This window comes from Butyrivibrio sp. AE3004, from assembly GCF_000703165.1.
GTDB lineage: Bacteria > Bacillota > Clostridia > Lachnospirales > Lachnospiraceae > Butyrivibrio.
In genome coordinates this window covers 868,763-888,289 of the sequence record NZ_JNLQ01000002.1, presented here as the reverse complement: position 1 = coordinate 888,289, position 19,527 = coordinate 868,763, and the positions used below count along the sequence as shown (strand labels likewise).

General features: G+C 40.6%; 13 protein-coding genes. 2 read left to right on the top strand and 11 right to left on the bottom strand.

Translation table 11 applies throughout. The features are described from left to right. Positions 1-22 precede the first annotated feature (22 nt). From BV60_RS0107055 to BV60_RS0107030, 6 genes are all read right to left on the bottom strand, one after another. Positions 23-1,417 carry an extracellular solute-binding protein gene (locus tag BV60_RS0107055; protein WP_029320484.1) on the bottom strand — a complete coding sequence of 465 codons (1,395 nt, stop codon included), beginning with the start codon at positions 1,415-1,417 and terminating at the stop codon, positions 23-25. Positions 1,418-1,867: 450 nt separating this feature from the next. Then, positions 1,868-2,998, bottom strand: a complete 1,131-nt coding sequence (gene dprA, locus BV60_RS0107050) for a DNA-processing protein DprA (protein WP_029320483.1) — start codon at positions 2,996-2,998, stop codon at positions 1,868-1,870. Continuing rightward, entirely contained in the window at positions 2,998-4,611 is a 1,614-nt protein-coding gene (locus BV60_RS0107045) for a YifB family Mg chelatase-like AAA ATPase (RefSeq protein WP_197029535.1), read from the bottom strand. The genes dprA and BV60_RS0107045 overlap by 1 nt, the downstream gene beginning before the upstream one ends. A 161-nt stretch (positions 4,612-4,772) precedes the next feature. Beyond that, positions 4,773-5,834 (bottom strand): type IV pilus twitching motility protein PilT, encoded by a 1,062-nt coding sequence (locus tag BV60_RS0107040; RefSeq protein WP_029320481.1) that lies wholly within the window; start codon positions 5,832-5,834, stop codon positions 4,773-4,775. Between the two features lie 228 nt (positions 5,835-6,062). Further along, positions 6,063-7,211, bottom strand: a complete 1,149-nt coding sequence (gene fucO / locus BV60_RS0107035; protein ID WP_029320480.1) for a lactaldehyde reductase — start codon at positions 7,209-7,211, stop codon at positions 6,063-6,065. 171 nt (positions 7,212-7,382) lie between these two features. Beyond that, positions 7,383-7,961, bottom strand: a complete 579-nt coding sequence (locus tag BV60_RS0107030) for a TetR/AcrR family transcriptional regulator C-terminal domain-containing protein (RefSeq protein ID WP_029320479.1) — start codon at positions 7,959-7,961, stop codon at positions 7,383-7,385. A gap of 198 nt (positions 7,962-8,159) precedes the next feature. On the opposite strand from BV60_RS0107030, the gene BV60_RS0107025 reads away from it, so the two are divergent. Next, a complete protein-coding gene (locus BV60_RS0107025) occupies positions 8,160-10,370 on the top strand; it encodes a fibronectin type III domain-containing protein (protein ID WP_029320478.1) in 2,211 nt (736 codons plus the stop codon). A gap of 49 nt (positions 10,371-10,419) precedes the next feature. Here BV60_RS0107025 and hemW read toward each other — a convergent pair whose 3' ends face one another. Next, the gene (hemW, locus tag BV60_RS0107020) at positions 10,420-11,634 is read right to left on the bottom strand and encodes a radical SAM family heme chaperone HemW (protein ID WP_051656857.1); all 1,215 of its coding nucleotides are present in this window, start codon (positions 11,632-11,634) and stop codon (positions 10,420-10,422) included. Between the two features lie 7 nt (positions 11,635-11,641). Beyond that, positions 11,642-13,459 (bottom strand): translation elongation factor 4, encoded by a 1,818-nt coding sequence (gene lepA / locus BV60_RS0107015; RefSeq protein ID WP_029320476.1) that lies wholly within the window; start codon positions 13,457-13,459, stop codon positions 11,642-11,644. A 291-nt stretch (positions 13,460-13,750) separates the two neighbouring features. Between lepA and rpsT the strand changes: the two genes are divergently transcribed. Further along, positions 13,751-14,014 (top strand): 30S ribosomal protein S20, encoded by a 264-nt coding sequence (rpsT, locus tag BV60_RS0107010; RefSeq protein WP_022760763.1) that lies wholly within the window; start codon positions 13,751-13,753, stop codon positions 14,012-14,014. A gap of 255 nt (positions 14,015-14,269) precedes the next feature. On the opposite strand, the gene BV60_RS0107005 is transcribed toward rpsT, so the two are convergent. The 3 genes from BV60_RS0107005 to BV60_RS0106995 all read right to left on the bottom strand — a co-directional run bounded on the left by BV60_RS0107005 (position 14,270) and on the right by BV60_RS0106995 (position 19,385). Beyond that, positions 14,270-15,253, bottom strand: coding sequence for a TIGR03943 family putative permease subunit (locus BV60_RS0107005; RefSeq protein WP_242840956.1), 984 nt, complete (start codon positions 15,251-15,253; stop codon positions 14,270-14,272). A 28-nt stretch (positions 15,254-15,281) separates the two neighbouring features. Further along, a complete protein-coding gene (locus tag BV60_RS0107000) occupies positions 15,282-16,526 on the bottom strand; it encodes a GTP-binding protein (RefSeq protein WP_029320474.1) in 1,245 nt (414 codons plus the stop codon). A gap of 174 nt (positions 16,527-16,700) precedes the next feature. Then, positions 16,701-19,385 (bottom strand): hypothetical protein, encoded by a 2,685-nt coding sequence (locus BV60_RS0106995; RefSeq protein WP_029320472.1) that lies wholly within the window; start codon positions 19,383-19,385, stop codon positions 16,701-16,703. Between the last annotated feature and the right edge of the window lie 142 nt (positions 19,386-19,527).

The following is a 19,527-nucleotide window of genomic DNA, read 5'->3' as shown; positions in this document are numbered from 1 at the left end:
ATTTCTTCTAAACAGACTTAAATCATTTTGCGTAAGACTCACAGGTTGTCTGGAAATCTTCAAGAGCCTTCTTAACGTCATCGTCTGAAGCGTCTGCAGGGATTTCGCCTGAAATTACAGAGTCACCAAGTGATGTAGCAAGGCTCCAGTAATCTCCGGGATACTGGCCCTGAGGGATAGCAAACTTGAGCTGCTCGCCAAGAGCTGTAAGTGCTTCGTCAGCCTTAACCTCATCAGCACCCTGTGCCTTAAGGTTTGAAGGGCCCCAACCTACTGCATTGAATCTTGCAAGCTGAACTTCTTCGCTTGCAAGGTAATCAGCAAGAGCATCACATACAGCAAGCTTGTTCTCATCTTCCTGAGGCTTTACACCAAGAAGCTTATATCCGCCAAAGCCTGAAAGCTGATATTCTTTTCCGTCAGAACCTGTAAATGTAGGAAGCTTAGCGCATGCATAATTGTCACCAAACAGTTCCTTAGCTGCCTCTGCATCCCATGTACCATCAACGATTGCTGCAACATCTGTTGCTGATGAAATTGATGAACCATTCTGGAATGACTTTGTGTTTGCAAGCTCGATGATTTCCTTAAGAGCAACTACACCTTCATCACTTGCGTATGTTGAATTGCACTTTGTGAAGTTACCGTCATTGTCTGTATCATATGTAAGCTCAGCACCTGTTCCGAAGAAGAACGCTGTCTGATACCAGCCTGAGTTAACTTCGAAATAGAAGTTCTTTCCTGCAGCTTCACACTGCTCAGAGATACCTTCAAGAGTAGAAGGATCTGTTACAACGCTCTTATCATAGTAAAGGAAGTAGCCATTATCAGCTGTAAGGGGATAAGCATAAAGTGTGTCACCAACTGTTGCTGCTGAAACAGCACCTGCGTCATTATCTGCCTTAATCTTCTCTGCATTTGAATCTTCAACAACTTCAAGTGCACCTGCTGAAACAAGTCTTGCAATCTGATCCTGAGCAAAACCGTAAATATCTGCACCGGCCTCAACGTCTGTGATCATGTTGCCTGCTGCATCACCTTCACCTGTTGCCTCAACAGTTGCTGTGTATCCTGCAAACTGAGGGTTCTCTTCGATGAATTTGTCGAACTGTTCCTTTGTAAAGTCTACTACATTATCTGCAACCCAGATTTTGATCTCGCCTGTGCCGTAATCAACATCTTCTGCAGCTGCTGTGTCTTCTGAAGTCTCTTCAGCAGTTTCTTCTGTTGTTTCTTCTGCAGTCTCTTCTGTTGCTTCTTCTGTTGCTTCTTCTGTTGCAGCTTCCTCAGCTGTAGTCTCTGTGCTCTCAGCAGTATCTGCAGCAGGCTCAGCACTGCCACCGTTAGAACCGCAAGCAGTAAGCATTGAAGCAGCCATTGCTGTTGTCAACAAAACTGATACCAATTTCTTTTTCATTTCATTTCCTCCGTTTTTTCACCTTCACAAGAAAAGGTTTTGTTGTCCGTGCGAATTGTTCAAATTGCGCAATCGGTTGTTCTGAAAGTAATTGTAATTCCCTTTCTTTTTATCGTCAATGGTGCATTTTCAACAAACGTAAAACGTTTTCCTTATACACATTAACCAATTTCGTTTCCGGTAACGACATCCTTGATTAGCACAATGCGCAACCGATTATCCTAGCGTAATTACTGCGTTGGTATCGTTTCCAATAGATTTATTTTTAGTTTTATCTTTTATATTCTTTTTCGCATATCGTTTAACCTATTATCCTGTTTTTAACTTTTAAACTTGTGCATAAATACTGCATTTATTCTTGGTAAAACATATAACCTACGTTTACCTTTTCAGTTTTTTTGCAGAAATTATGATTATCGGTTGCGAAACTTTGTTGCAACGATATAACATTTATGACACTTTTTTATAAAAACCTGTCCCATTTTGGGATACAAAACCGGATATACATAGCTCAACAAGTCCGTTCATTACTTCAGAAACATTCATTTCCATCCCGCTTGCAACAACCTTTTCAAAAATAACCGATGATGTCTGAGGGTAAAAATCAAGCACTCTGTAGATAATCTTCTGTTTTTCAGACATGGAAAGCATTTCTTCGCACTCTCCGGTTTTAAAGTTCCGGTTATCCTCATTCAGCTTCGGAAGCTTTTTGAATAGTTCTTTTCTAAGATAAGATGCTATATCCTCCGGCGAAGATGCTATGCCTGCTCCCTGCCTTATCAGTGAATTACAGCCGTAGCTTAAGCTATCATTTATCCTACCCGGAAGCGCAAAGACTTCTCTCCCCTGTTCAAGTGCCATATCAACGGTAATAAGTGTCCCACTCTTTTCTCTTGCTTCAATAACAAGTACTGCATCCGACAATCCACTGATTATTCTGTTTCTGGGTGGAAAAAATTGTGGCTTTGGTGCTGTCCCCGGAACATACTCTGATATGATTCCTCCCTGAGTGATAAGCGCATCATAGAGCATTCGGTTTTCCTCCGGGTAACAGACATCCACTCCGCTTCCAAGCACCGCAAAGGACAATCCTCCGGAATTTATTGCTGCAGTTTGCGAAATACCATCTATTCCTCTCGCCATACCGCTGATTATCTGAATTCCAGCCAAAGCCAGCTTTTCTCCGAAAAGTCTTGCCGCATATCTGCCGTATTCGGAGCTGTTTCTTGCTCCTATAATTGAAACCGACGGTTTAAGCTCATCAGGGAGTTTGCCAATGCAATAAAGTGCAAAAGGTGCATCAGGTATATCCTTTAATCGCGCGGGATATTCCTCTGAAAAATAAGGATAAAAATCTATTCCCCTGTTGTAGAGATACTCGTATTCAGCTTCCACATCCCATTTTTTCTTTTGCTTTAAAAACATAGAAAGCTGCTTTGCCGTTACATACTTTGCAAGAGTTTCCTCTTTTACGTTATATATGTCCTTACAGCTCCCAAATTCCTCCATTAGTCTAAAGAGTGTTTTATTCCCCCAATACGGAACGTTATGAAGCATGTATGCGTAAGCATTTTCTTTCATCACAAAGCCCCTCCTCTCACAGCTATCCTGATTTCCGCATCCGTACCGCTTTTACTAAAGTATTTTGAATCCATCATTCTGTAGCAGGCTGCCTCAGAAAGATGTGCAGCTTCTATCCTTTCAGATCCGTCCAGATCCGCAATTGTTCTTGCAACCCTCAGCACTTTATGATAAGCACGGGCTGACAGATCCATGGTGGTGAAAATTCTTTCCATAAGGCGTTGTTCCTGCATTCCCAGCTTGCAATATTTCTGTATCTGCAAAGGGCTCATTTCCGAGTTGAATCTTATTCCCTCTCTTTCAAATCTCTTTCCCTGTATCTTAGTTGCTCTGATAACTCTTTTTCTTATATCCGCACTACTCTCATTGCACGCTCCGCTATGACTTAGCTCTCCCACATCTATTTTGGCCGCCTCTATACATATGTCTATCCTGTCCAGAATCGGTCCGGATATTCTTCCAAGATATCTGGTTATCTCATTTTCGGAGCATTTACATTTATTCAGATCCGGATAGTATCCGCAGGGACATGGATTCATCGCACCTACGAGAAGTATATCCGCAGGATATGAAAAGTTTCCTCCGCTCCTTGCAATATGCACTTCTCTGTCCTCAAGTGGCTGCCTTAATAGATTCAGAGTGTTTCTCTTAAACTCAGCCATCTCATCAAGAAACATCACTCCTCTGTGCGAAAGTGATATAACACCGGGATGCGGAACACTACCGCCTCCCGCAAGAGCTGCCTCTGTTATTGAATGATGCGGACTCATAAAAGGTCTTCTCGTTATAAGTGTCTCTCCCTTTTTAAGCATACCCGCAACACTGTAAATTGAGGAAACCTCAAGTGCCTCATCCCTTGACAGTGGCGGCATGATTGAGGGGATTCTTTTTGCAACCATACTTTTTCCGGATCCCGGAGGACCGATGAGAAGAATGTGATGATAGCCTGCAGCAGCAATTTCAACCGCCCTCTTAACGGCGGATTGCCCGTTCACTTCAGAAAAATCCATCCCTCCAAGATTCATCTCCATCCCATTTTGGTCAGTGAAAAGTTCATCTATATCAACAACTGTGGGTTCAATCAGACTATCTCTGTCTGCTGCCTCTGACTTTAAGTATGCCGCTGCCTCTGAAAGCGAACTTACACCGATTATTTTCATTCCACTGACCACAGCCCCTTCCCCGGCATTGTCCCGAGGTAAGATGCAGGTCTTATACCCCTTACCAAAAGCATGCGTTACCATAGGCAGCACGCCGCTTACCGCTTTAACTTCTCCGTCAAGTCCGAGCTCACCTATAACCAGCGTATCCTTAAGACTATCGGGATCTATTTCCCCTATAGCAGTGAGTATTCCGATTGCAACAGGCAGATCAACTGCTATTCCTGACTTTCTGATATCTGCCGGTGACAGATTCACCGTTATTCTCATAGGCGGAAGCGGATACCCTGCATTTTTCAAGGCAACTCTAACTCTCTCGGATGCTTCCTTAACTTCACCGCTCATAAATCCAACCATATTGAACATCGGAAGTCCGTCTGAGGTATCAACCTCAACCTGCATCAGATACGGCATGATTCCCTTTACCGCACCTGAAACTACTGTACTGAACATAATAAATACTCCTTTCGAAACGCAAAAAGCGCACAAAAAGGATTGCTTCAAAAATAAAACAAAATTCAAAGGAAAAAGCGGAGATTTTCCGCATGAAAAACAAACGCATAAAGCGCTAGATAATTATATCGTATATAAATATTTTTTCAAGGATGATTTTATCATCTGAGTATCTTGTTCTGCATTATATCAGGATCCTGAGCATATTGAATTGCCATGTCTCTGGAGATTTTGCCGCTTCTGCAAAGCTCAATAATAGCCTCATCCATGGTAATCATTCCAAGCTTTCTGTTGGTCTGCATAATAGTAATAAGCTGGTGTGTTTTTCCTTCACGGATCATGTTTCTTACAGCGGAATTTACATGCATGACTTCAAAAGCAGCCACTCTGGCTTCTCCGTCTGTTGTCGGAATAAGCTGCTGTGAAATAACCGCTTCAAGAACATTTGCAAGCTGAATTCTTATCTGTTGCTGCTGATGAGGCGGAAAAACATCTATTATTCTGTCTACAGTACTTGCAGCACCTATTGTATGAAGTGTTGATAAAACAAGATGTCCTGTTTCTGCTGCTGTAATAGCAGTACTTATGGTCTCAAGATCACGCATCTCCCCTACAAGAATTACATCAGGATCTTCACGTAGTGCTGCACGAAGCGCATTTGCATAGTTATCGCTGTCAAGTCCGACTTCTCGCTGGTTAACAATTGATTTATTGTGCTGGTACAAAAACTCAATAGGATCTTCAAGAGTTATAATATGAGCTTCTTTGTTGTTATTGATCATATCAATTATTGAAGCCAGTGTCGTGGATTTTCCGGAGCCTGTAGGGCCTGTTACCAGGACAAGTCCGCGCTGCCTCTGATAAAGATTAACAACAGACTTGGGAATTCCAAGGGTTTCCGGGTCGGGAATAGTTGTTTCAACAAGTCTTATTGCCATGGCAATAGAACCTCTCTGTTTAAAAACATTGAGTCTGAAACGTCCAAGTCCCATTATAGAAAATGACATGTCATGTTGCCCGTTTGCTTCAAGAAGTTCCTTCTGCTTAATGCTCATTATCGCATCAGCTATTTCCTGTGTATCGGCAGGAAGCATTCTCTGATATCCCTCAAGAGCTATCAGTTTTCCGTTAACACGCATCTTTGGCGGAATACCTACAGTAATATGAACATCCGAAGCACCGGATTCTTTAGCTATTTTTAGAATATCATCAATCCTTGACATTTTCTTACCCCCGGTAATCGACCTAAGTAGTACCGCTTGCTGCAGATTTTCCAGGTCAGTTAATAGTTTTGGCAATGCATATAATAATCTATCCTTATCATGAATTTATAGGTAGCCAAAGTCAACGAAATGACAATGAAAATAAGATAAAATTTAGATTAAAAAGACTGCCACACCGACAATAGTATGGCAGCCTCAAAATACAACTCAAAATTTTAAATGTTTTGCTTATGCCATCAGCATACGGAACATCTCGATAACCTGCTCCTTGGTTGCTTCTCTCGGATTTCCGGGATAGCATGCATCATTCAAAGCATCTGTTGCAAGAATATCAAGGTCTTCTTCCTTGATCTTATCAAGTGTCTTCGGAATTCCAACATCCTCAGAAAGCTTCTTAACTGCATTTATAGCTGCATCTCTGTACTCTTCCTGTGACATGCTGTCGACACCTTCAACACCCATAGCACGTGCAACTTCTCTAAGTCTCTCGCCTGTATACTCACGGTTGAACTCCATTGAAATAGGCAGAAACATTGCGCATGCTACTCCGTGAGGTGTATCGTAATGTGCGGAAAGTGTATGTGCCATTGCATGGTCGATACCAAGGCCTACGTTTGAGAAGCCCATTCCTGCAATGTACTGACCAAGAGCCATTCCCTCACGACCTTCCTTTGTATTTTCAACAGCCCCGCGAAGATTCTTGGAAATGAGACGGATAGCCTCAAGATGGAACATATCTGTCATCTCCCATGCAGCTCTTGTTGTGTAGCCTTCGATAGCATGTGTAAGAGCATCCATACCTGTAGCAGCTGTAAGTCCCTTAGGCATTGAAGACATCATCTCAGGGTCAACTATAGCAACGATGGGCATATCATGTGTATCAACACATACAAATTTTCTCTCTTTTTCAACATCAGTGATAACGTAGTTGATCGTTACCTCAGCTGCTGTTCCGGCTGTTGTAGGAATCGCAATAATCGGAACGCAGGGATTCTTTGTGGGTGCAACACCCTCAAGTGAACGTACATCAGCAAATTCGGGATTTGTGATAATGATACCGATTGCCTTTGAAGTGTCCATGGATGAACCACCGCCTACGGCTACGATACAATCAGCACCTGATTTCTTAAATGCTTCAACACCGTTCTTTACATTTTCTATTGTGGGGTTGGGTTTGATGTCGGAATATATCTCATAAGGAATCTTAGCTTCATCGAGAAGATCTGTAACCTTACCTGTAACTCCAAATTTTATAAGATCAGGATCTGAAGCAACAAAAGCCTTCTTAAATCCATTATTGTTAATTTCGGTAACAACTTCCTTGATGGCACCTGCTCCATGATAAGATGTGCCGTTTAATGAAATTCTGTTTGCCATAATACTATGTCCTCCAAACTTTTTAATTATTCCTCCCATGTTACACAGGATTCTTTCACCATTTATTAGCATAGCATTTAAGCGAATTTAACATAAGTTACACTTTACAGAATTTGTTCCATCTCAAAAATAAAACAGACCACAGATGCAATTATGCCAAGCTTCGAAAATTCATACCACAGGTGAAATTATACCAAGCTTGGAAAAAATGCCTGCCAGATGCTCCGGCATGGCATCAATCATCAGATCCGCAAGCTCCTCCTCCGATTCCTTCATTCCCTTAAGTACCCATTGAACTGTCATATAAATCGACGCCTGACAGTACATTTCGAGTAGCTTTCTTGTCCTTTTATCAGGAAGCTCACCAGTTTTTACTCTTATAAGTTTGCAATAAAACTCATATATCATAATAAAATCATGTTCTTTAAGATTGTTCTGCTCATCAAATCTAAATGCTGCCAAAAAGAATACCCGCTCAGCCTTTATGTATTTAAATTTCTTTATAAGCCCTTCCCTTAGGTCTTCTTTACTTCCCATCTCGTTAAAGGATTGTTCAAGAAGCCTGTCGAAATACCAGTTTATAAGATCATACTTATCAATAAAATTCCTGTAAAAGGTCTGCCTTGAAACCCCGCATACATCAACAATCTGTCTGACGGTTATACTTTCCACAGAGGTTGTTTTCATGCATTCCTTTATAGCCTCTGCAAGTCTGTACTTGCTGTCCTTTAACTTGTCCATTTTTTGCATCCGATAACCTTTCCTGTTTTCAAAACAATAGTATTGTATCACAGCGCGGTTATAAACACCCCTAAATTGCGAAAATAAAGCGTGTACTCAGGCTTATTTTATAGTAAAATTGTGGACTAGAGGGAAAACCAAACCAGAATGGTCCAAGGCGTCCTGCGCACGTGATGCCACCACCATTCGAAGAAAAGGGGAAATAGTATGAAAAAAGCAAAATTGTTCTTATGTCTTGCGCTTTTATGCGCATTTTTCTGTGTGCCCTGTACAGCTTCTTTTGTGTCAAAGGCATACTCGTCCAATTTGATATTTTCAAATGTAACCTCAAAATCCATCACCATTGACTTTAACGCGACCATGGCTGAAATACGCAAAGAATGCGTAAATGGCGTTTGTAATGACTATACTGTAAAGCTTAGGATCGTAAATATCAAAAACCAATATGACTGCCTATTGAAAACAGTAACTGTTCCCGGCGATAGCGCAACATATACATTCTCAGATCTTAATTCCGGAAGGCAGTATGAAGTTGAGTTTAACTACACCTGTGAAGGTACAAAATACACTATCAGCGGTTGCCGTGCAGGAAGAATAACCACAAGGCGTTCAGATAAAGGTTATACCATGAATCATATCGGCTCCACAGATACAGCCTTAGCCATATCCTATCAGGACGCTTACAATAAATTCTTAAGCGATTGTCAATCCAGAAAATGGACCGGCATATATGGCCAACAACCATATTTTGGCATTGCTGCCGAAGGTAAAAGCACCAATACCAAACAGGCTCTAAGTAAAGCAAAAAAGGACGCGCTGCAAGGCAATTACAAATATTGTTATAACAAGAAGATGATATTGAAAGGATTAAAACCCAATACCTGCTATGCTGTATTTATGGTACTGCCCTATACTTACAAAAACGAATACGGCGTATCTCAAAGCGGCGATGAATACTTTGAGCTTACAGGTATAAAGACCGACTCCCAAGGTGCGTATTCCTCAGATGATGTCGGAGATACATCAAACGCAAAATGCACTAAAAACAACAATTTGGATCAGGCCTATTCCAATTTATCCATCGTAACCAATAACTCAGTCTGTCGTAAATATGCTGATTATGATGTTACAACCGGAAGTGATTCAATCACCCTGGATTGGTCCAAATATAGTTCAGTCACAAAGCCGGGCGGAGGAAAAAACAGTTTTCTCGTAACCTGTGTTGAGGATACGGCTTACGATGCCTTTGCTGATATGGATAAAAACGGATATTATAATAACTTCGGCCCCAATATGAGAAAAGCTGTCAAGCAGGCAGCAAAAGCCACCAATAAAAACACTGTTTCAAAAGGTAAGACAAGTTATACGTTCAAAAACCTCAAGCCGGGAACACGATATTGCGTGGTACTAAAATGCGGCTGTAATGCCTCGTCTTATAAAACGAATACCTGCTATATCCTAAAAAAGATATATACAAGCGGGGGAAATGTAATAGATGAAAAGAAATATCTAAATGAGAATGTTTCCGCCGGTTATATGTTTGACGTTTCTTCAAAGCGTGAAGGCAATACCGCTCTTTTGGACTGGACGGATGCTCGAAACAAATTCATGTCTCTGGATGTCTTTAAAAAAATTCCTGTAAGAGAATACTCCAATTGCACAACCTACCTTCATTACAAGGAAATTCCAAATGGTGCGGATAACAGAGCTGTAGACAAAATATATTACACTCTGTACAACGGCGAGGCATATGGTATAAGCCTGCCATCGACAAAATTCCGCGTATATGGACTTGATCCGTCCAAAAAATATGTGTTCTGCATAAGACTAAGCTTTGATTACATGGCTAACGGTGAGAAGCACAGTCTGTATGAGAACTTCTATGCAGATGAAACAGGTATGAATTACAGAAAAAAGGAGAAGCTTGGGCTTACCAAATCTAATCCCGCTCCAGTCCCCAAAATTATCGTTCCGACAGACGATGATACAAAAGAAGATTCGAAGGATGATGGATACAGCTATAATCAGGCCAAATCGCCCGTAGCAAATACCACTCCCGCAGGTAAATCAGGATCACCGGAAGCAGTAAATACTCCCGCCCATCTGATACTGATCGGCAAAAAGGAAGACAATAAAGCACATATTTACGTAGACAAAAATAGGCTAAAAGCTTCAGAGCTCAAAAAGTCCAAGAAGTTCGTTACTATTAAGGTCGAGAATTCAGAGGGAAAAATTTCGATTAAAAACATCTCCTCTGCTAAGCTGAAAAATAACGTAAAATTCAAGATTAATGGCCGTAAGATCAGCGTAAAATTCAAGAAAGGCTCGCCAAAAGGAACTTACAAATTCAAAGTTACCGTAAAAGCCAAAGGAAACATAAAGAAAACAGTACAAACAGTAAAAGTAGTAGTAAAGTAATTTAAATCCCTCAAAGCAGATTTTTATCAAAACCTGCTTTGAGGGATTTTTACTCATCATCGATCAAAAACTTAGCCATGCAGTAATTACTAATATCAATCCCGCGTGATGTAAGTCTTAACATATCATCCTTTTTTTCCATAAGATCCTTGTCTGTAAGCTCTTTTATAACATCTGCATAGATTTCTTCTATATTTCTTCCAAATCTGTTTTTGAAATTACTGATGCTTACACCTTCAATCATACGAAGTCCAAGAAACATGAATTCCTCCATCTGTGACTTCATGTCAAGAATCCTGGCATCTTCGCGTATCAAAGATGTAGTCATGCAGCCTTCATCAGTTTGCTTTGTCTTAAGCAGGGCATCCAGATATTTCCTAAAATCTCTTGTATTATTATATCTTATCCCTTTCATAAGGGATGCTGCCCCAAGCCCAAAGCCTATATAATCTCCGCCTTGCCAATATCTCTTATTATGTATGCATTCATATCCATCCGTCGCATAATTGGATATCTCATACCGGTGATAGTCTCTACCGCCAAGTATCATCTTTGTGCGGTAATACATTTCCCTTTCGGTATCTTCATCAGGAAGCGGCGATATCTGTACGCGTAAATGTCCCGTTTCACTACTTTTCTCTTCTCCGTACATCTCGTAAAACGGTGTTCCCTCTTCTATGATGAGACTATATGCAGAAATGTGCTCCGGCTTTTGATCAAGCGAAAGTACAAAATTAAGACTTTCCTCCCAGTCTGCAAGACTTTGTCCAGGAAGTGCGCTCATAAGATCCACGTTTATATTTTCAAAGCCTGCTTTTCTGGCATTTTTGTAGCACTCTTCAAACTGCACAAGGGTATGTATCCTGCCCAATCTTTTAAGTTCCTCATCCTTTGCTGACTGAAGCCCTATGCTGATTCTGTTTATTCCTGATTTGCGATATATCTTCAAAGCCTCAAAATCCGCGGTTCCCGGATTGCATTCAATCGTTATTTCCGCATTTTTTGCAAGTCTGTATTTTTCCCGGACAAGTCTCATTACATCTTCAATAAAATTCGGTGCTACCGATGTGGGAGTCCCACCGCCGAAGAAAACAGAAACGACTTCATACTCAGAGCATTCGGGTGCACTTTCCGCTATTTCTTTTTTCAAAGCATCAAAATAAAGCGCCTGCTGTTTCCTCCCCTCCAGAAAGGAGAGGAAGTCGCAATACAAGCACTTCTGTAAACAAAAAGGTATATGAATGTATATTCCAAGTGATGTCATATATTTATCAATTTCCTTCATCCAGCTTAAGAACACTAAGGAATGCCTGCTGAGGAATTTCCACGCTACCGATCTGACGCATTTTCTTTTTGCCTTCCTTCTGTTTTTCAAGAAGTTTTCTCTTACGGCTGATATCACCACCATAGCACTTTGCGAGGACATCCTTCCTCATTGCTCTTACAGTCTCTCTGGCAATTACCTTTCCTCCGATTGCTGCCTGAATCGGGATTTCAAACAAATGTCTCGGTATCTCACCCTTAAGCTTCTCACACATCTTGCGTCCACGGTCATAGGCGCCGTCCTTATGAACTATAAATGATAATGCATCAACCTGCTCATGATTGATCAGTATATCAAGCTTAACAAGTGAAGACTCTTCATATCCTTTGATTTCATAATCAAAAGAAGCATATCCTCTGGATCTGGATTTTAGCGCATCAAAGAAATCATAAATAATTTCATTAAGAGGCAGCTCATATTTAAGCACAGCTCTTGTAGCCTCGATATATTCGGTACTTATGTATCTGCCGCGTCTCTCCTGGCAAAGCTGCATGATTGAGCCCACATAGTCCGTGGTAACCATAATCTCACCATTTACTATAGGCTCTTCCATGTACTCAATCTCAGCAGGATCGGGGAGATTGGCCGGATTTGTCAGATCAAAGACCGTACCATCTGTTTTGTGAACCTTATATACAACTCCGGGAGCTGTAGTCACAAGGTCAAGATTATACTCTCTCTCAAGTCTCTCCTGTATAACTTCAAGATGCAAAAGTCCAAGGAAGCCTGCTCTGAATCCAAAGCCCAGTGCCTGTGATGTCTCCGGCTCATAAAACAAAGAAGCATCATTAAGCTGCAGTTTTTCCAGAGCATCACGAAGCTCCGGATATCTGGCAGTATCAGCCGGATAAAGGCCACAGTAAACCATAGGCATAACCTTTTTATATCCGGGAAGTGCCTCATCACAAGGATTATCCACTGATGTTACGGTATCACCCACACGGGCATCCTGAATATTTTTTATGGATGCGGTAAAGTATCCAACGGTTCCTGCAGAAAGCTCATCGCAGGGAATAAACTGACCGGGGCCGAAATATCCAACCTCAACAACTTCCCATGAAGCTCCTGAAGCCATGCATTTAGCAGTCATGCCTTTTTTAAGGACACCGTCCCTTACTCTGACAAATACGATAACACCGCGGTAAGAATCATAAACCGAATCAAAAATAAGTGCTTTCAGAGGCGCTTTTGCATCACCTGTAGGCGCCGGAATCTTGTGTACAACAGACTCAAGTACTTCCTCTATACCGGTTCCAAGCTTCGCAGATACAAGCGGTGCATCATGTGCCTCAATACCGATCACATCCTCTATCTCTTCCTTAACTTCATCAGGTCTCGCACTCGGAAGATCTATTTTATTTATTACAGGAAAAACATCCAAATCATGGTCAAGAGCAAGATACACATTGGCCAGGGTCTGTGCCTCAACGCCTTGAGTAGCATCAACTACAAGAATTGCGCCATCGCAAGCTGCCAGACTTCGCGATACCTCATATCCAAAGTCTACGTGACCGGGAGTATCTATCATATTGAAAACATACTCCTCGCCATCCTTAGCCTTATAAATCATGCGGACTGCCTGAGATTTTATTGTAATTCCTCTCTCCCTTTCTATCTCCATATTATCGAGAACCTGATTCTGCATCTCCCGGCTTGTGAGGACACCTGTGGTCTCTATCATACGGTCTGCAAGTGTAGACTTACCATGATCTATATGTGCTACAATACAAAAATTTCTTATTTTACTCTGATCAAATTCTGCCATCTTACTCCAAATTCCATTCTGATAATTCAATTAAGCTATAGTTTTTATCATATAGAAATTACTCTAAAAGATAAAAAACCATGAATTATGATACCATAACCACACTGTTTTTCACAATGCCGGAAAAATAGCTCTCAGTAAATGCGCCCATTTTCATCAAATTACTTGACATAATGCACTCAAGTGGATAAAATATTTTGGTGTATGTGGCATTGACTGTCCGTGTCCGGTTTCATAGCCATATAACTTAGATGACAATTCAATTTTTTAGTAATATTTATGGAGGAAGTTATGGCTAATATCAAATCTGCCAAGAAGAGAATTCTTACAAATCAGAAGAAGGCTGCTAGAAATCAGGCTGTAAAGTCTGGCGTTAAGACAGCAATCAAGAAGGTTAGAACAGCAATCGAGGCTGGTAACAAGGAAGAGGCTGCTAAGGCACTTCTTGCTGCTACATCAGCAATTGATAAGGCTGAGTCAAAGGGCGTTTTCAAGAAGAACACTGCTTCTAGAAAAGTTTCTCGTCTTGCTCAGGCTGTTAACAAGATTCAGTAATTTATATATAAGATTATACAGAAATACCTCAGATATCTTCTCACCGATATCTGAGGTTTTTTTATTCTCATCTATACGTTTCTCCAAGAAAAACATAATCTATGCTTTTTCAATCTACTACCGCTTTGTTGCTTTAGCCCTTATAACGTAAGATGCGCCCCTCTTTTAACGAGGGACGCATTCAGTAAGACTATTATTTTCTGAGAAAAAAGTAAAGTAACGACACAAAACAAAAGCGTTATCCAAAAGAAGGATTCAGACCTCCGGATTGGAAAAATCAATTACCGGATTGGCAGGTTCCGTAACATGCTCAAGCTCTACTACACTAAGAAGCGGTCCCTCTCCCTGATATTCGGGAACAAGTGCTTTTCTCACTTTGGCCGTAACCTTTATCCATTCTTTTTCCTTGAGCTTTTGAGCATCCTCATACTCACACTTAAAACCAAGGAACTGCATGTCCTCTGCACAGCATGTCATAGCCATTCTTCCCGGAACAAAAGCATTGTCCGCCATATCAAAAGGCTTTGCAACCATTGCAGTAAATCTGACTGTTTTTCCTTCATAACGGTCCACATGCTCAAGAGCATCAAGATAAAACATTCCATATCCAAAATTGTTGAGTTCTATTGGATCTGCATTTAAATCAAAAGGAAGATCTTCATCAAGTGTTACATCAACCTCGCCGTTCATATCCTCGAAAATAATGTCTGCCTTCTGATTGATTGCCTTTACATTTCTCTTAAAAGTCGCAAGGTCTTCTATTCCATCGCATCTGTTAAACAGAATAAGTTCTGAATTTCTAAGCTGCTCCGAGAGAAGTGATTTCATATTTGTAAAATAAAGCTCAAAGCTTGATGCATCGATTATTGTAATTTGCTGTTCAAGCCTCCAGGCTTTGGGCAGACGGAAGTTTTTAAAATTCCACATGCCGTTGTACTCAATAAGCACTCTCTCAGGATCATATTTTGCTTCCAGCGCCATCAAAGTAGCCGGTGTAAAGTCTTCCTCTTCCTCTATTGTTTCAAGAACAGTATTGGTCATAGTGAGTAATTTTTCATCATATTCATTCTCACCTTCCTCGCAAACAATAAGAAGAGTCTGTCCCTTTGTTTTAAAGTAGGGTTGTGCAAGAGTGTACTTGAAAAAGTCGGTCTTGCCACTATCAAGAAATCCATTTATTACATATACCGGTTTCATTTTCTTTTCTCTTTTCCTTCCAAACATTGATAATTCTGCCATGAGGCAGACTCCTTCCAGTTTTTCAGTATTACAGCTTTCTTCTGAACAGCTTCTCCAGATTATCCTGGTTAAGTTCAGCCCCGATAACACAGAACTTACCTGTAACATCAGCAGCTCCGTCTCTTACAACAGGTTCGCCGGGAACATAATCAAACTCGATCCAACCGCCGTTTTCAGCGGGAACCATACCCTTTGCACGAAGAACAATACCGAATTTTTCCTCTTCCTCAAGTCTGCTGAGCATTGCCTCGATTTCGTCCTTGGTATATTTAGCAGGAGTCTCCATTCCCCAGCTTGTGAAGATATCATCTGCATCATGATGATGATGGTCATGCTCATGATCGTGGTCGTGATGATGTTCGTGTTCGTGTTCATGATCATGCTCATGGTCGTGATGATGTTCGTGCTCGTGATCATGGTCGTGATGATGTTCATGTTCGTGTTCATGCTCATAATCGTGGTCATGGTCGTGTTCATGCTCATGCTCATGATCGTGGTCATGTTCATGCTCGTGATCGTGATCATGCTCATCTTCATCATGGTGATGCTCGTGAGCTCTATATACGGTTACACCTTCCTCGTCAGTGTATTTTTCTGCGCCGTGGTCATGATGATGGTGATGTTCCTCTGCTTTCTGAGCAAGAACCTCCTTTAAGAGTTCTGCTTCAAGGTCATGGTTACCTTCAAAAGTATCAAGGATTTCTTTTCCGTCAAGCTGATCCAAAGGTGTAGTTATAATTGTAGCCTTAGGATTGTGCTGACGAATAAGCTCAACTGCAGTTTCAATCTTTGCAGCATCAGCTTTATCCGTTCTTGTAAGAAGAATAGTTCCTGCGTTTTCAATCTGATTAGTGAAGAATTCACCAAAGTTCTTTATATAAACCTTAGCCTTGCTGACATCTACAACTGTTACAGCGCTGTTCATTGAAAGTTCATCCTCTCCGTCTGCAACATTCTGAATCGCACGCATAACATCTGAAAGCTTACCTACTCCCGAAGGCTCAATAAGGATTCTCTCAGGTGAATATGTATCCATAACTTCCTTAAGTGAAGTACCAAAATCACCTACAAGTGAACAGCAGATACATCCGGAATTCATCTCTCTGATATCGATTCCAGATTCCTTTAAGAATCCGCCATCAATACCTATTTCGCCGAACTCATTTTCAATAAGTACTGTCTTTGTTCCTGCAAGTGCTTCTTTAAGAAGCTTTTTTATAAGGGTCGTCTTTCCTGCTCCGAGGAATCCGGATATAATATCTATCTTTGTCATAATTATCACACTCCGTTCTTTTGATTTCTATTGCCACAGCTCCTGTCAGTTATGAATTAATATCTGAAAAAAATTCATTATTCATCGGTCATGGCAATATAAAATGTATAAAATCTTTTAAATAGTTCAACGGATATTTTATCGCCTGCCACGATTATATGTCAAGGCGACCTGTTAGCAGTTGCTATTATCTGACTGATTTTCCTCTGTTTTGATATTCCCGTTATCAGACATTTTACCCTCTGATTCTATATTTCCGGAATTTACAGTTTTTTCCTCTGTTTTGGCATTATCTGATTCAGACGAATCCCTCTTTATTTCAGCATTGCCGGAATCGGACCAAATTTCTTCGTTTTCTGCAATTCCCAAATCCGGATGATGCTCATCTGTCTCGACAATTCCCTGGCCGGGCTGAAGTTTTTCTGCTGCAGCACTCTCTGTTACAGCATTGTCTGTTGTAGCATTACCTGTTGTAGCATTATCTGCTGTAGCATTGTCTGTTGCAGCCTTGTCTGTTGTAGCATTGTCTGTTGTCCCCTTGTCCGCTGTTGCATTGTCCGTTGTAGCATTGTCTGCTGTAGCGTTATCTGAATATGTCGGTTTATCCACGCTATCCTGTTTTTTGGCAGTATTTTCCACAGGTTCCCCCTCTGCAGCATAGCTTTCAATATCAAAATCAAGTAGTTTGTCACTTATTTTGTCCGTACTTTTTGCCGTTTTATTCATAAGCATAATATAATCGGAATCATTATATCGTCCGGGATAAGTGATTATTGTTTTTGTTATATCTCCTTTTGCATAGCCACAGCCCGCTACATAATAGTCTATTGAAGAATCGTCCTTATTACAGATTAATGGGTTAATAGCAGTAATTTTCACAATCTCACCGCTACTTGCCTCTTCATAGGAATCTGTGTGGTGGGTATGAGAATTCCCATCCTCGTACCTGCGTTTACACTTTTCGCAAACCGATATCTTATTCCCCTTTCCATCATCTGTTTCAATATATTTAGGAGCATAAACATATATATTCTTTGTTGTATAGCACTCATTTTTATGCACATGATAAACAGGCTTTGTGAAACAACCTCCTTCGTGATCGCATTTGTTTGAATCAATTTCGGTATTTCCGTCTGTATGGGTATGATATTCATTTGTGACTCTGCCATTTCTTATTCCGCTTGTCGGAACATTTTTAACAGCTTCTATAAGGTTATTAAATGTTGCACCCTCGGCATTATTGCCATTAACTTCGAACAGTACGGATGCAAGCTTATTGCGATAACTGTCCGAACACTGAAAAACCTTTTCAATATTTCTATCTATACTATTTATCTTTTGATTATTACTGCCGATGCTTTCCTCAAGTAATTCCAGATATCTCTGCAGTTCTTCAACAGATGCACTCACCTTGCTTACATCGTCTCTGACATCGTTCATATCGCTTCTGACATCCTCAATATCACTTCTGACATCGCCCACATTATTATTCATATTTGCAAAATCATTTTTGAAATTTCCAAGTCCCGCTCCGAGAAGTTCCAGCTTCTCTCCTGTCCCGCGCTGAATTGTCTGAATATCTCCGATCATGAGATTTGTACCCTTCTGAGTTTCACTGACTTCATCTATTTTTGCATTCGTTCCGTTCTGAGTTTCACGGACATCATCAATTTTGGTATTTGTCCCGTTCTGAGTCTCTTTAAGTTCATTCAAAGTTGAACTTACTCCGTCCTGGGCTGACCTTACACTCTCAATTTTGCTGTTAACCTGGTCCTGAGTGCTTCGCAATTCATCAACTTTACTGTCAGTATCATTCTGAGCAGATCTGACAGCATCTATCTTACTGTTAGTACCTTCCTGCGAATTCCTGACACCTTCAATCATTCTGTCAGTGCCGTTTTGACCATTTCTAACATCATCAATCTTACTGCTTATCCCATTTTGAGCTGCATAAACATCCTTTACACCACTCTCCACGTTTCCGACATTTTCTCCGACCTTGCTTACGGATTCCTTTACTTTTTTCACATTTTCTGAGGTTCTATTTATATTCTTTTCCAGGTCTCCAAGCAAAGTGATATAGGTACTCTGTGTATCCCTAAGCTCGGATTCCATCTTTGTCAGAGTATCCTTTGTATCTATCTTTTCAAAGGATTTCATGATATTTTCAAGCGATTTTATTATGTCTTTGTCTGATTCATTACTTTTATCATTTGCATTTCTCAGTTCATCTATAATGCCCGATACATCCGAACCGGATTTATCGCAGCTCCTCTGAATCTCATAAAGTGCATTTGTAATCTGAGTAAATTGTTCCTTATCTTTTTCAGCATTACCGGCTCCGCCTTTATCAATACTGTCCTTTAATTTTTTTACAAATTCGTTTGTGGAAGATATTTCCGAATGGATTGACTGAAGTTCTTTATCAAGGCCATTTATTTTTTCAACGACCTTTGTTGAATTACTGTTGCTTTCGTTTTCCGTCTCTGTAGTTTTTTCTGTTTCCGTAGTGATATTTTTGTCTGTTTCGATACTCTTTTCAACCAGTTCTCTTTGCTTGGTTTGTACTGTTCTGATTTCGTTTACAAGATTATTGCTTTCAGTGACTACCTTATCCAGTTTTTCAAGATAATTTTCAATTTCCTTAAGCTGTGTTCCTGCCTTTATCTGAACGCCAAGAGAATCTTTTTTATTTTCCTCTTTGGCAGCATCTGCACTTATCGTCGGAGTTGTCACATAGACGAAAGCTCCGCATAAAACTGTTGCTACAACAACTGCTGCTGTAACAAGCAGCGTATCGTGACGTCTGAGCTTTTTTAGCAGCTCTTTCATCGAGTTATTCTGTTTAATTGGTCTCATTAATCAAAACCGCCTTTCTTAAAGTTTATCAGGTAAAAAAATGGGAATCGTCACGGAGAAACTCCGAAACTATGTCAGCAGAACGCCGACAGGAAAAGACTATATCATACCTTAATTTTTACAGCAACCCTGTTTGCCCAAA

What these genes read in the sequence shown, in the direction of transcription:
- fucO (WP_029320480.1), bottom strand. Translation starts at nt 7,211, where the DNA reads ATGGCAAACAGAATTTCATTAAACGGCACATCTTATCATGGAGCAGGT.
- BV60_RS0107030 (WP_029320479.1), bottom strand. Translation starts at nt 7,961, where the DNA reads ATGCAAAAAATGGACAAGTTAAAGGACAGCAAGTACAGACTTGCAGAG.
- BV60_RS0107055 (WP_029320484.1), bottom strand. Translation starts at nt 1,417, where the DNA reads ATGAAAAAGAAATTGGTATCAGTTTTGTTGACAACAGCAATGGCTGCT.
- BV60_RS0107045 (WP_197029535.1), bottom strand. Translation starts at nt 4,611, where the DNA reads ATGTTCAGTACAGTAGTTTCAGGTGCGGTAAAGGGAATCATGCCGTAT.
- BV60_RS0107040 (WP_029320481.1), bottom strand. Translation starts at nt 5,834, where the DNA reads ATGTCAAGGATTGATGATATTCTAAAAATAGCTAAAGAATCCGGTGCT.
- lepA (WP_029320476.1), bottom strand. Translation starts at nt 13,459, where the DNA reads ATGGCAGAATTTGATCAGAGTAAAATAAGAAATTTTTGTATTGTAGCA.
- hemW (WP_051656857.1), bottom strand. Translation starts at nt 11,634, where the DNA reads ATGACATCACTTGGAATATACATTCATATACCTTTTTGTTTACAGAAG.
- rpsT (WP_022760763.1), top strand. Translation starts at nt 13,751, where the DNA reads ATGGCTAATATCAAATCTGCCAAGAAGAGAATTCTTACAAATCAGAAG.
- BV60_RS0107025 (WP_029320478.1), top strand. Translation starts at nt 8,160, where the DNA reads ATGAAAAAAGCAAAATTGTTCTTATGTCTTGCGCTTTTATGCGCATTT.
- dprA (WP_029320483.1), bottom strand. Translation starts at nt 2,998, where the DNA reads ATGAAAGAAAATGCTTACGCATACATGCTTCATAACGTTCCGTATTGG.
- BV60_RS0107000 (WP_029320474.1), bottom strand. Translation starts at nt 16,526, where the DNA reads ATGACAAAGATAGATATTATATCCGGATTCCTCGGAGCAGGAAAGACG.
- BV60_RS0106995 (WP_029320472.1), bottom strand. Translation starts at nt 19,385, where the DNA reads ATGAGACCAATTAAACAGAATAACTCGATGAAAGAGCTGCTAAAAAAG.
- BV60_RS0107005 (WP_242840956.1), bottom strand. Translation starts at nt 15,253, where the DNA reads ATGGCAGAATTATCAATGTTTGGAAGGAAAAGAGAAAAGAAAATGAAA.